Origin of the sequence: Bartonella sp. AC70YNML (assembly GCF_042196545.1) — a bacterium.
In the GTDB taxonomy this organism is placed as follows: domain Bacteria; phylum Pseudomonadota; class Alphaproteobacteria; order Rhizobiales; family Rhizobiaceae; genus Bartonella.
In genome coordinates, this window is sequence record NZ_JBHIQK010000013.1 from 24,794 (window position 1) to 38,372 (window position 13,579).

Genomic DNA, 13,579 nt, shown 5'->3' on the forward strand with positions numbered 1-13,579 from the left:
GCAAATTCCACCCTGCATATTCTTAGCTCTCTCTGCCTTAAAGAATGAAGCTCTTTCCCTGCACCGATCTGAACACAATCGCACTTTTGAAGGAGCTTGCACTAATATCCACCTTAATGCCGCTTTACGAAACAGCAAGAGCAGCAGCATAAGCATTGTTTGCTTCATGCTGCTGATCCTTTTTGTCATTCCGGTTGTGAAATTAACTTTACCCTTATCGAGCAGGATAAGTCACGACACGGTAACGCGTTTCATTGCGTTCAAAGTTTTTGTAATTGACATCATCCGGAAAGGAGGGATTATAAGCATTCACGCGCTTTACAGAAACTCCTTGCGCTTTTGGCGACGGATTTAAAATTGTCCGCTCATCTCTTTTTTTTACCCCGGTGGAATCGATAATCATATCTGTTCTATAGAATTTTTGCATGTTTTTGCGTGTTTTTTGAATCGCCGGAAGAGCTTTAAAATCAGAAACAGCCTGTTTCACTTTTTCTTTTGGTGATTTTACCATGGATTTTGATTTTGCTGGCATCTTTTTAAAAGCAATGGTAGGAACATCGTTAACATTGACGTAACGTGCAGATGCCCAACCAACTTTTCCATGATAACCAAGAGAACACCAAGTTTTATTGGATAGGCAGCCATAAATTTGCACTTTTGCTCCCATTGGAACCATTGCGATAACTTTATAAGCTGTCGCAGGGCCTGTGCGTAAAGATACCTGACCTGATGCAACACGAGCAACTGTTCCTGTAATGGTTCCAGCTTCCGCGTGAAAAGCAGTCACAGCCACCCCTGACGCTCCTAAAGCCCATAAAGTCATCATTGTTGATAAAAATTTCTTTCTTAACATTATTTTTCTTCCTCTCTAAAACATATGAAGGACAAAAATTCGCCTTTGCAAAAATTTGCCGCGTTTAAATCCAATGATCAGCAACCTTTTTCCCCAAAAAATCCCTCAACATTGCAACAAAACCTCTCTTTATCGCCTACACGAACACGGCCTTTTGATCTTGATTGCGCAGTATGTTCTTCATGAATTTACGGCTAAAACATCATCTGATTGTCCAGTTCTTCAACCAATTGTCCCTTACAGAAGTTTTTAAAGGGGCATTGGTTCCCTCAACAAATGATTGCAATAAAAGAATTAATTATTTGAATTTCAGAGAATTTCTATGAACAAAAGATGATCAGCCCCCAAAACAACTAAAATAGAAGGAAAAATAATACTCTTTTAAAAATAAAAGTGATTGAATATTCTCTAAAGCTTGTATAACTTTAAATCTGCCTAAAAAGATACAGAGTATATTGAAACTTCCCTCAAAAAATTTCTCGAAAAAGAAAGTTAAAAGCATATGACATTAAAAAAATTTTTTCGTAGTCGGATTATAGGATTATTCCTCTCTCTCTTTGCACTTTTTTTGTCTACTGCTTTTTCCATGGCCGCAGACAAAACAAAGATCAAACTTGGTATTATGGAAGGGCGGGATGCGATTATTTGGAAAACTGCTGCGGAACAGGCTAAAAAAGCCGGTTTAGATATTGAACTCGTTTATTTTTCTGATTACGCTTTGCCTAATGATGCTGTTAACGCAGGAGAGATCGATGCGAATGCTTTTCAGCACGCCCCTTATCTTAATGAACAAATGAAACAACGTGGCTATAAACTTTCAATTGTCGGCTATACATTTATTGCTCCAATCGGTGTTTATTCACACAAAATAAAAGACTTAAAAGATCTTCGTGATGGTGCTCATGTTGGTATTCCGAACGACCCATCTAATGGTGGAAGAGCCTTACTTCTTCTTAATTCTTTAGGTCTCATTAAGTTAAAAGATCCTCATAATATTCTTGCATCTCCACTTGATATTATTGAAAATCCTAAAAATCTGCAAATTCGTGAGCTCGATGCCGGTATGTTAGGGCGAGCTATTGATGATTTTGATCTTGCAATTATAAACACAAACTGGGCTATTGTTTCTGGATTAAGTTTTGAAAAAGATGTGGTTGCATGGGAGAGCGCCAAAAATAATCCTTATGATAATATCATCGTTGTACGCACGAGCGAAAAAGATGAACCATGGGTTAAAAAATTAGTTGCCGCTTACAACAACGATCTTATCCGTACAAAAATCAAAGAGATTTTTGGCAAAACCGCCCAAACATCTTGGTAATTGTGCCAAATATCTGAGTAATTGTGCCAAGTATCTGAGTAATTGTGCCAAGTATCTGAGTAATTGTGCCAAATGTCCGAGTAATTGTGCCAAATGTCCGAGTAATTGTGAATGGAAAAACCTACTCTTATCTCCTTAAAAAACATCAGCCGTTGTTTTAACAAAACGGCTGGTGTTCCGGTAATTAATAATCTCTCTTTAAATATCCATGCTGGTGAAATCCTTGGCATTATTGGGCGCAGTGGAGCAGGAAAATCAACACTTATCCGCTGTTTAAATGGGTTAGAGAAGATTGATGCAGGGGCCATTTTTTTTGAAGGTGTTGATATTTCCAATCTATCAGAGATAGAATGGGCGCCTTACCGTCAACGAATTGGGATGATTTTTCAACATTTCAATCTTCTCTCATCGCAAAATATTCTTGATAACATTGCATTGCCGCTTAAATTAAGTGGTGTAAATAAAAAACAACGCCACAAACGTGCCCTTGAACTGATTGAATTGGTTGGGTTATTTGGGAAAGAATATTGCTATCCGGCACAATTATCTGGGGGGCAAAAACAACGCGTTGGCATTGCTCGTGCTCTTGCTGCTAATCCTAAAATATTATTATCAGATGAAGCCACTTCTGCTCTTGACCCTGAAACAACACAATCTATTCTAGAGCTCCTTGCTGATATTAACAAACACCTCAATCTCACGATTGTGCTCATCACCCATGAAATGGAAGTTGTGCGCACCATAGCGCATCGCGTTGTTGTTCTTAATCAGGGGAACATTGTAGAAGAAGGACGTGTGAAAGACATTTTTACATCACCGCAAGACGATACAACCATAGCCATGCTCAAGCTTGTAACCCCGCAACTTCCTGAAAAATTTGCGAAAAATCTCAAACCAATCGGACGAGAAGCTGTCATTGAAATTAATATTGCCGGTGAAATTACCCAGCAGCCTTTTCTTCATCTTCTAGAAAATGAGAGTGGTTTAAAAGCACGTATTTTGCATGGTGGCATTGATACAGTTCAAGATGAAACCATCGGGCGACTCTTCTTGGCTCTTCCTGGAGAAGATAAAGAAGCTTTAGAAAAAGCTGTTCAATGGTTAACGAAAAAAGGACGATATTGTGAGGTCTTAGGCTATGTTTAATGTTCTGTCTCATGAACTTCCCCAAGCTGTTATTGATACAATATTGATGACACTTAGTGCTTCTGTTATGGCATTTATTATAGGACTTCCCCTTGGTCTTCTTCTTCACACAACAGCACGCGGAGGGATTTTTTCCTCATCTCTCATCAATCGCCCTTTAAGCATGATCATTGACAGTATTCGTGCCATTCCCTTTATTATTCTTGCATTTTATCTTCTGCCCATAACGCGTATCGTTGTAGGAAGAGGGATAGGAATGCCTGCTGTAATTTTTATACTGACCATTTCAGCTATCCCTTTTTATGCTCGCATGGCGGAACTCTCTTTTAAAACCGTTGAAAACGGTCTCATTGAAGCGATCCGCTCGATGGGTGCAAGTCGTCTTCAAATTATCAGACATGTTCTTATTCCTGAAGCTCTCCCTAGCCTGATTACAGGTTTTACAGTCATGGTCATTTCTCTTATAGGAGCCACCTCACTTGCTGGATATCTTGGTGGAGGTGGTTTAGGGGATATGGCAATCCGCTATGGCTACCAACGCTACAATACCTTCATCATGACCATCGTCATCATCCTTTTGATCGTGCTCAATATTACAACCCAATGGACTTCTGATAAAATCGTACAAAAACTTGATAAAACAAAACATTAAAAGACTTAGAATTTCACATGCCAATACCATCATCCTCTTTGCCACTTTCCAAGTGTACCAACCCTTGCCTATCGAAAACGCTCATAAGAGATTAGGAACTTTTTTCTTAAACAGTTTTTATCTCTCCCCATCCGTTTGTAACATGAAAGAAAATAGTTTTAATGGCTTTAATATAAAAGGGGATAAAATAAGAGATCTCATAGTATGTGAGACTCTCTTTAAATTAAGACATTGACCACAACCTCTCCAAACCGTAGATAACACATTGAATTTATAATGATAATATGGTGTTATTCATATTGAACGAGAACTCTGAATACCGTAAGATCCTCTCATTCCCAATTTGTTCCATATAGAATCAACCAAAACCTCTCTCTTGCACGTTACAAGCGGGAAGAGCCGTGTGAGTAAAAACATACAAGAAAGGAAGGCATGCCTCTTATGAATTATCTCCAGCGCCAAGACCTGTCTTAACATTGGCGGCTAGCATATAATATGATAATAGTATCGGTTTTCTTCTTCACAAGCATAAAAATATGAGGGTGCTCAATGGCTTTATCGTTATACTATTCACAGGCGCCATTGCGAAATGGGTGTGACGAGCGTTGAGAGACATTGCTTTAAAATAAGCCTGTGAATTGGCAACGTAAGTATATTCCATTTGAAGCGTTCTGTTTTACGTGATGGGTATGATCCCATAAAGAACGCTATAAATAAAAGCGCGAAGCAATGCACTATCTTCATTAGAAAACTCCTCTTCAAAACGATCTAGGAAAGATAGTAACCTGCTATGGCTATCAACGCTATGATAGCTCGATCATATCTATTATCCTATAGATTATTCTCAATATCATCATTGAAGAAACTTCTAATAGAGTTGTATAAAAATTTTGTAAAATAAAGCACTCAAATAATCTAGATATTGGAAGGTTTTTCTTCCACAACAGCAACGATAAGCCATTGAGCGGTAAGAGCTGGTTTTTTTAATTTTTCAATTTCCACCGTAACCCCATAATGGAAAACCACTCGACCAGAAGGGCGAATTTCTGCGTCGTCTAACACAAAACGCGCACGTATCCGTACCCCTGTTTTCACAGGACTCATGAAGCGTACTTTATCGAAACCATAATTAATCCCCATTGTGGTCCCTTCCAACTCAGGAAGAGTCTCATAAGCGAGCGTAGACAAAAGCGATAATGTTAAAAAACCATGAGCAATCGTGCCACCAAACGGTGTTTGCTTAGCCTTTTCCTCATCAACGTGTATCCATTGATGATCATCTGTAGCGCATGCAAACTGATTAATCATATCCTGTGTAACAAGACGCCACTCCGATAATCCTACTTCCTTCCCAATAAAACTGGTGATATCTTGTACTGCTATTTTTTGCTGCATAACGCTATTCCTATTTTATTCGATAAAAGCCCCCCTCTTGCTTTTATAAAATCCATTGATTAGAGCATCAAGAATAAAAGATTAATTGTCTTAAAAACAAATGCACCTTATGAATGAGAAAAGTTCTTTAGCAGAATAGTTTTCAAATAGGAAAAAAGAATGGCAAGCAATGTGAACCTAACAGGTTTAGCGCATGATTTGAAACAACGTGCAGAAAACCATCCCCCCATCCGTATTGGACTGATTGGTTGCGGTGAAATGGGGACAGATTTATTATCAAGTATTGCGCATATGGATGGTATAACAGTCGCTGCTGTAGCCACGAGGACACCATCACGTATTTTTGATGCCGCTACACTAGCCTATGGCGAAGATGGACATGTCTGTGAAATTGAAAATGCTCATGCTCTCACGCAAAGCATTGAAAATGGTTTGATTGCAGCGACAGATGATATTGACCTTGTTTTGCGCCATGAACAAATTGATATTATCATTGATGCAACAGGCTATCCCGAAGCAGGAGCAGAAATTGGTATCAAAGCGCTTGAGAATAACAAACATCTTGTCATGATGAATGTTGAAGCAGATGTTACAATTGGCGCTTATCTCAAACATGAAGCAGAAAAACGAGGGCTCATTTATACACTTGGTGCCGGCGATGAACCAACTTCTTGTATGGAACTCATAGAATTTGTTTCAGCTCTTGGACATAAGATTGTTGCAGCAGGTAAAGGAAAAAATAATCCTCTGCGCTTTGATGCTACACCTGATGCTTACGAAGAAGAAGCATTCCAGCGTAATATGAATGTACGCATGTTGGTTGAATTTATTGATGGTTCCAAAACGATGGTTGAAATGGCAGCCATTGCCAATGCCACCGGCCTTCTCCCCGATTGCCCAGGAATGCATGGACCACGAGCAGCGCTACAAGATTTAAATAAAGTGCTTATTCCAAAGCAAGATGGAGGCATTTTACAGCGATATGGTGTTGTAGATTATTCAATAGGTCAAGGTGTTTCACCAGGTGTTTTTGTGATTGCAGAAATAGCACACCCACGTTTACGCGAGCGTATGGAAGATTTAAAAATTGGTCAGGGGCCTTACTTCACCTTTCATCGCCCCTATCATTTAACAGCAATGGAAGTTCCCCTTACCTGCGCACGTATTATGCTTTATGGAAAAAAAGATATGGTCCCTCTTAGCCATCCCGTAGTAGAAGTCTGTGCTGTTGCTAAAAAAGATTTACATCCAGGTGATCAGCTAGACTTTATCGGTCTTTATACTTATCGTGCTTGGATAATGAACATCGCAGAAGCACGCGCTCACCACGCCATTCCTTGTGGTCTTTTGGAAAAAGCAACAGTAACAGCTGCAATTAAAAAAAACGAACTCATTACAGTACATAATACAGCCATTCGTGAAGATCAATGGATTGCACGTCTTCGTGCTAAACAAGACCTTTTACTTCATTACCCTTCTTCCACTAAGCTATAAATGCTCCTGAATTACCTTACTTAACAGTATCCTTCCCTTAAGCAACAGAATAACCCAGAATACACCTCTATCGCAAATACAGGTTTATATTTTAATAAAAGCATTTTCCAACGATGCACATCACCACTTCCCTCTCACAATATGTCCTGTAAATGCGACAATATAAACCACCCCATGAGATGGCATAAGATTCATTGTGTATCACTATCTTTACTCTATGAAGATACAAACCAGCATCATCATTTATTTGCCAATATTACAACAGCCCTTGAACCTTAGAGATAATTCATGAGAAGAATTCTTACTCTTTTTTTCTTTAATAATTTTGTCCATACACGAACACAACTTGTTATACATAAAAAATATTTTTTATGGATTTAACATCAACAAATTTGAAATGATAAATAATAATTTCTCATTTTTCTTATTGCGTGAGAGCCATGAATACAGGGATACTTTTTTATTTTATCCCCTTATGAAAGATAAAAAAATTTAAAAAGGATAAAATATACCTTTGATGAATAATCTTCATATGAGAAAAGGTAGACAATATTAAAAGACTGATAAAGATAGTAAGTATACTATCCTTATTACTAGAAAATAACCATAAACTGTAAAAAAATTAGGTTACACTAATTTGTAAAAAAAACATAAATGTAGGATCTTGAACTTTAATAATGTTAATAAAAGCTACATTTAATATTAAGAGTAGTGATTTTATTATCTAGTATAGTATAAATAATAAAATATTTATTTTTTTAAATAATGAAGTGAACAAAAAATCCTCGACTCTGTCGATGAGCTTTCTACTAAAGTGTAATGAATATTCCAAAAAGAGATACAACAGCACCTAATACATCCCCAATACATAAAGAAGCAAGAAGTGATAAAATACCTATCCCCCCCCAAAAGGCTGAACCTGAAAAGGCAGCAGCTTTTTCAGGTTTCCCTAAAGCAACTTCATTTTGTCCTTCAATGTTATGGATAACAACCCTATCTACCGCTTTAACAACCGCACTTTTTTCTAATGTAGAAACAATTCCTCCCTCTTGAAATTGATTTTTTACAAAACTTGCATTTCCCTCTATAGTTTGTACAAAAAAAAGAATAAATAGTGTAAAAGTAAATGAACATACACGATTTTTAAATATTTTAAACATAGCTTTCTTTGCTCCTCTTTTTCTTCACTGAAAAAATGAAAGAATATTCACATATATAAAAACCAAAACTTATATTTAATCTATTTAATCATTTATATAATTACACATAAATAAAATATTATATGTAATTTTGTTATTAACAAATAACACATTATGTATTACATGTAAAGATAAAAAACAATAAATGATAAAAATAATAAGAATTTGTTAAATTTATTATTATAAGAAATATTACGAAACAAATTCATTTAAAAAATTATATAATAGAGCTTTTATAAATAATTTAAAATGTAATTAATTTTAAAGAATTATAACATTAAAAACTTTCAATATAATGATAGTGCTTGTCTATTATTTCAATAAAAATAAATAGCACTTAATGGATTTTTATTATATCACTCGTCAGTAATATTAAAAAATAAAATTGGTAGAGAATAAAAAAAATTGATCTAAAACAAATATATCATAATAAATAAATCTTTAAATAGTATACTATTTTTCTATAAAATAGGTATAAATTGTAACAAAATATTGACTTTCAAACCTAACAAAACAAACGCATAAAATAAGTAAATCTATCAGATTGACAAAAACATTATAAGCAATAATTGATCTCCAACAAACTACCTAAAATTAAATAAAAAGAGAGTCATGAAAAATAAGTTGATCCCACAAAATACTGAAAAACAACTTTCTTTATTAATTTTTATAAAAGTTATTCCATATTTTTCGTCAATATTGTAGAGCGTAGCCTTATTTATATTTTGAGTAATTATATTTACTCTGTATTAGTAAAAAATAATTCTCTTTGAAATAAATTTTTGTAATATTCACATAACTGTCTGCAATTTGTGCAAAATGAATAATAATAAAGAATTGATCAAATGCTTGAAGGAAAAGTGATAGAGAAAATTACTAAAAAATTACATTTTTGAAATACTAACTTAAGTAGCGCATTGAAAAAATAACGCCATAAAACTGATATTGAATAATAAATTTATTGTTTTGCCTGTTGAATGAGAAAGCTAACGATTATAAAACTCTCTTATATTTTAACTCTGTTTATATTGAATCAATCAAATTTCTTCACTTGCAAATCACAAACGAGATCGATGTGTGTATAAATACACTTGAAGAAAGGAAAATATTACTTATGAGGTATCTTAACTATCAAGCGCTGTTAACATAGTATTGAAAACTGGCAAAGTGAATGATGGTGCCCCTTTTTACTTTTAAAGTGTAAAGATGGTGGAACACAATAGATTTTATATTATAAGGTTTTACCCTTATACCATTCACAAGCTGCGTCGTGAAATAGGCTTTGGTGTACTAAATGTTTCTTTAAAACAAGCGTGTCGATGTGCAACACAATGGCGTTCTGTTTATCATGTATCCAACGGTGTTTCTTTTTGAATCATCTTATAAACTGCTCTCTGAGAGAGCAAATTCTATCTTAGTGAATTCTTCCCTTTATATTCATTTTTTCTCATGAACACTAAAGTCTGTTAATACACTATCCAAAATAAAATCAATCAATTTCTATTCTTTTGTAATATAGATACGTACACTTAACTTAAGAATTTAGGAATGCTGATTGAAACCAAAATCTGTTCTATCGTAGTACTCATAACAACAAAAATACTTTGACTATTCTTGCTCCATAGCAGAAAGAAGCATATGCAGCTTTATCAAAACTTTCACTTTAATAGACAATAGAAAAATCAGTTTTCATTACATGATGTGAAGTATTTAATATGCCCGAAGATTTACTTGTCAAAAACAAGAATACATATCAAAAAATCTTACAAGAGATATCTATCTTGAGAAGAGTCACCTCATATTACATCAACAATTGAATTGGCTTTTTTCAATAAAAGCTTCACTGTTTTTAACAAAGCTCTCATTTTTATAACATCCCTCTGTAATGTAAAAATATGATATTTGCATTTCTTTTATATATAGACTAAAAAATAACTCTAAAGCCTTTGATCACTTTATCTCTGTTGACTTCTCTTTTGGGCATTAATTTATGGTATCTAACCCACCTTTTCTCGCTCTTTTACCTTTAGGTGCACATGAATATCACGGAGAGCACCTTCCCTTTGAAACCGACTGGATTATAGCTGAAGCATTTGCAAAAGCTCTCACTTTACAAACAAAAGAGCAATTCCCTATCGCACTTTTACCAGTTGAAAAGATTGGCTATTCCATAGAACATATGGATGTTACAGGTACACAAACCCTTACCTTTTCTGATGCGATTAAGCGATGGATAAAGATTGGTGAAAACTGTTATCACAAAGGGATCAACCGTCTTCTTCTTCTCAATGCTCACGGAGGCAATTCACCTTTAATGAGCATTGTTATCACCGAATTACGAAAGCGTCTTTCCATGCTCGCTGTAGCAACAAGCTGGAGCCGTTTTGGTTTACCACAAGGTCTCATGGAGCCATCTCAACAACATCTTGATATCCATGGAGGTTTTATCGAAACCTCTCTCATGCTTTATTTAGCACCGAAAAAAGTTCATATGGAGAAGGCAAAAAATTTTCATAATAAGCAAGCAGATATGATTGCCAATTATCGATATTTACGCGCTTATGGTCCTCATGCCTTTGGTTGGACAATGCATGATCTAAACACGCAAGGTGCGGCAGGAGACGCAAGCAAAGCAACACCACAAGCCGGTGAAGCAATCTTTTCTCATGTTCTGTCTCAGCTTCGTGATTTACTTGATGATATCCATCGATTTAACATAAACACATGGCAATAAAGAACAATAAAAGGTCCCTCCATGGAAAAAATACAGCCCAACAAACTTCCTGTTACGGTTCTTACAGGCTATCTTGGCGCAGGAAAAACCACACTTCTCAACCGCATTCTTAGTGAAAATCATGGCAAACGTTATGCCGTCATTGTCAATGAATTTGGTGAAATTGGTATTGATAATGACCTGATCATTGAATCAGACGAAGAAATTTATGAAATGAATAATGGTTGTGTTTGCTGTACCGTACGTGGTGATCTCATTCGCATTTTGGAAAGTCTCATACAACGTTCTCATCGATTTGATGCGATTATTATCGAAACAACAGGGCTTGCTGATCCCGTCCCTGTAGCACAAACCTTTTTCATGGATGATACGGTCCATGAAAAAACAGCTCTCGACAGTGTCATAGCGGTCGTTGATGCAAAGCATTTGCCCTCTCAACTAAAAACAAATCGTGAAGCTGAAGATCAAATTGCTTTCGCAGATATTGTTCTTTTAAATAAGATTGATCTTGTTACTCAACAAGAACGTAGCCATGCTGAATCTCTCATTCTAGCTATTAACCCTCGCGCTATACTCTATACAACACAGCGCGCCGATATTCCTCTTGAGACACTCCTTAATCGTGGTTTTTTTGATCTCCAACGGACTCTCGATCATGAGCCTCATTTTCTCGATCACCAACATAAAGACCAACACGCCGACCATGTGTGTGGTCCCGATTGCGATCATGACCATCATAACGTATCCACCCTTCATGATATTACCATCACTTCTGTAAGTTTAAAAACAGGCGCTTTGCAAACAGAAAAGTTTTTTTCTTGGATTCAACAGGTTACGCAGCAACAGGGGCCTAATATCTTGCGTCTTAAAGGCATTATCGCCTTTCAAGGAGACGATGATCGTTACGTCATTCAAGGGATACATATGCTTCTTGAGGGACAACATCAACGCCCATGGCATGAAGATGAAAAACGAGAAAGCCGTCTTGTCTTTATCGGACGCTCTCTTGATGCCAAACAGTTAAAAACTGGTTTTGAAAATTGTGCATGAGTAAGTAATAATGCCAAACATTACCCATTATGATCTCAAAAGTTACTGCCTTTCCTGCGGTTTTATAGGCAATAAACCAGCCTTTGTTTCCGTAGAAGGTTTCATTGTTTTTTTAACCCCAACCCCACAAATCGTTGAGGTTCACCAAGGAATAATTTCAAGCCATTTTTCCCATGACAATACCGCAATCATCACAGGGGGAGAAGATGGAAAAGTCTGTCAAACAACCGCAGCGGATCACACAGAAGTGTTAAGCCAAAAAGAACGCAAATGGATAAACAACGTTGCTTTTGGACCACAAAAAGCTTTTGCCTTTTCCTCCTCTCGTCTCGCATTTGCACAGGTTGGAAAAGAACAGCAAGAGCTCACGCATGAACGCAGTGTAGAAGGCCTAGCTTTTGCCCCAAAAGGTTTACGACTTGCCGTTGCCCATTACAATGGTGTTACTCTTCATTGGTTATCAACGCAAATATCTCCTACCACATTGGTATGGAAAGGAGCTCATTGTGGTGTCACCTTTTCACCAGACAACCGCTATGTCATTTCCACGATGCAAGAAAATGCCTTGCATGGCTGGCGTCTGACTGATAATCAGCACCTCCGCATGAGTGGCTACCCAAGCAAAGTCAAAAGCTGGTCTTGGAGCGCCAAAGGAAAATGGCTAGCAACCTCAGGTGCCTCTGCTGCAATTATTTGGCCCTTTCATACAAAAGACGGCCCCATGGGAAAAACACCTCTAGAACTAGGCACACAAGCAAATGCGCTTGTGAGCACCGTTTCATGCCACCCAAACAAAGAAATTGTAGCAATAGGCTTCAATGATGGAATGATTTTAGCCGCATATTTTCATGATGGAAAAGAAGTCCTTCTAAAAGGTTATGGGAAAAGCGCTATCTCAGCACTCAACTGGGATCAAGCAGGGCACAACCTCGCCTTTGGAAGCGAAAATGGTGAATGTGGTATAATCAATATCACTGATTAAATTACACCAACAAGCGCAATCATCGCTGATAAAAAATGCCCACACAATCCTCCAGAAATCTTATCCCCTTGCATCTCTAGAGCTCTCAGAAATCCTATCTCCCTAATCTCTCCCCCCAAAAGTCTCCTAAAATCTTCGTAATCATTAAATCTTCCCTCTTCCTTTCCTGCACCCTTTCGACAAGAAAATACCTTAAACATGTTTTTGACATTTTAACATTGCTACCCCCATACAAGAATAAAAACATCACCCCTAAGACCGCCCCCTATCTCCCTATAAACATCTATATAGGCTACATACTTCCATAACAGCATTTTTCTTAAAAATTTGGCAAAAAATAGCTGATCTCATCATTAAAACAACGATTTATTCCTACGATCAGAAGAAGGGAATTCAACACTATTTTCCTAAATAAAAAGTTTTTTGAGTTCCCCCTCTAAAGAACAAAGTTTCCTACGAGCAGCCTTCTACACTTTAGTTTCTTGCCTAGAAAATTCTATCTAATAATCATTTCATGGAGCTTCTATTACCGCCCTCTGTTCCGGTATCACCTTCATCTCCAGATTCTGTTCCTTCTGCTTCTTCCCCTGTTGAACCAAAGCCTTCTGAGTCCTCTGATGCTTTGGAACCTTCGTCTAATCTCTCTATACCGCTTGATGTTCCGCCTGAGCTAGGTATTAGAGCTGTTGTTCCACAGGTTCCAACTTATCTTCTTTTGCCAAATGCCTTATTTCATGCTGGTTTAGTGGATAT

General features: G+C 36.8%; 12 protein-coding genes. 8 read left to right on the plus strand and 4 right to left on the minus strand.

The window, feature by feature from the left end; translation table 11 throughout:
* Positions 1-214 precede the first annotated feature (214 nt).
* Entirely contained in the window at positions 215-853 is a 639-nt protein-coding gene (locus ACFIMU_RS07830) for an SH3 domain-containing protein (protein ID WP_375615375.1), read from the minus strand.
* 502 nt (positions 854-1,355) lie between these two features.
* On the opposite strand from ACFIMU_RS07830, the gene ACFIMU_RS07835 reads away from it, so the two are divergent.
* The 3 genes from ACFIMU_RS07835 to ACFIMU_RS07845 all read left to right on the plus strand — a co-directional run bounded on the left by ACFIMU_RS07835 (position 1,356) and on the right by ACFIMU_RS07845 (position 3,972).
* Positions 1,356-2,174, plus strand: coding sequence for a MetQ/NlpA family ABC transporter substrate-binding protein (locus tag ACFIMU_RS07835; RefSeq protein WP_375607358.1), 819 nt, complete (start codon positions 1,356-1,358; stop codon positions 2,172-2,174).
* 111 nt (positions 2,175-2,285) lie between these two features.
* Positions 2,286-3,320: a methionine ABC transporter ATP-binding protein gene (locus tag ACFIMU_RS07840; RefSeq protein ID WP_375614753.1), complete on the plus strand. Its 1,035-nt coding sequence runs from the start codon at positions 2,286-2,288 to the stop codon at positions 3,318-3,320.
* Positions 3,313-3,972 carry a methionine ABC transporter permease gene (locus ACFIMU_RS07845; protein ID WP_375607360.1) on the plus strand — a complete coding sequence of 220 codons (660 nt, stop codon included), beginning with the start codon at positions 3,313-3,315 and terminating at the stop codon, positions 3,970-3,972. The genes ACFIMU_RS07840 and ACFIMU_RS07845 overlap by 8 nt, the downstream gene beginning before the upstream one ends.
* Before the next feature lie 915 nt (positions 3,973-4,887).
* Here the strand turns inward: ACFIMU_RS07845 and ACFIMU_RS07850 are convergent.
* Positions 4,888-5,367: a MaoC family dehydratase gene (locus ACFIMU_RS07850; protein ID WP_375607361.1), complete on the minus strand. Its 480-nt coding sequence runs from the start codon at positions 5,365-5,367 to the stop codon at positions 4,888-4,890.
* Positions 5,368-5,526: 159 nt separating this feature from the next.
* Here ACFIMU_RS07850 and ACFIMU_RS07855 point away from each other — a divergent pair, with 159 nt between their 5' ends.
* Positions 5,527-6,861, plus strand: a complete 1,335-nt coding sequence (locus tag ACFIMU_RS07855) for an NAD(P)H-dependent oxidoreductase (protein WP_375608716.1) — start codon at positions 5,527-5,529, stop codon at positions 6,859-6,861.
* Positions 6,862-7,670: 809 nt separating this feature from the next.
* Here ACFIMU_RS07855 and ACFIMU_RS07860 read toward each other — a convergent pair.
* Complete coding sequence (locus ACFIMU_RS07860; protein WP_375607363.1) at positions 7,671-8,021, minus strand: hypothetical protein; 351 nt, start codon at positions 8,019-8,021, stop codon at positions 7,671-7,673.
* A gap of 2,029 nt (positions 8,022-10,050) precedes the next feature.
* Here ACFIMU_RS07860 and ACFIMU_RS07865 point away from each other — a divergent pair.
* Genes ACFIMU_RS07865 through ACFIMU_RS07875 form a run of 3 tightly spaced genes read left to right on the plus strand, consistent with a single transcriptional unit; the run spans position 10,051 to position 12,826 of the window.
* The gene (locus ACFIMU_RS07865) at positions 10,051-10,794 is read left to right on the plus strand and encodes a creatininase family protein (RefSeq protein WP_375607364.1); all 744 of its coding nucleotides are present in this window, start codon (positions 10,051-10,053) and stop codon (positions 10,792-10,794) included.
* A 21-nt stretch (positions 10,795-10,815) separates the two neighbouring features.
* Complete coding sequence (locus ACFIMU_RS07870; RefSeq protein ID WP_375696984.1) at positions 10,816-11,844, plus strand: CobW family GTP-binding protein; 1,029 nt, start codon at positions 10,816-10,818, stop codon at positions 11,842-11,844.
* Positions 11,845-11,854: 10 nt separating this feature from the next.
* Positions 11,855-12,826: a WD40 repeat domain-containing protein gene (locus ACFIMU_RS07875; protein WP_375615377.1), complete on the plus strand. Its 972-nt coding sequence runs from the start codon at positions 11,855-11,857 to the stop codon at positions 12,824-12,826.
* Here the strand turns inward: ACFIMU_RS07875 and ACFIMU_RS07880 are convergent.
* Positions 12,823-13,026, minus strand: a complete 204-nt coding sequence (locus ACFIMU_RS07880) for a hypothetical protein (RefSeq protein ID WP_375607367.1) — start codon at positions 13,024-13,026, stop codon at positions 12,823-12,825. The genes ACFIMU_RS07875 and ACFIMU_RS07880 overlap by 4 nt on opposite strands.
* 314 nt (positions 13,027-13,340) lie before the next feature.
* Here ACFIMU_RS07880 and ACFIMU_RS07885 point away from each other — a divergent pair.
* Positions 13,341-13,579, plus strand: a 239-nt coding sequence (locus ACFIMU_RS07885; RefSeq protein WP_375607368.1) for a hypothetical protein, incomplete at its 3' end; no start/stop codon positions are given.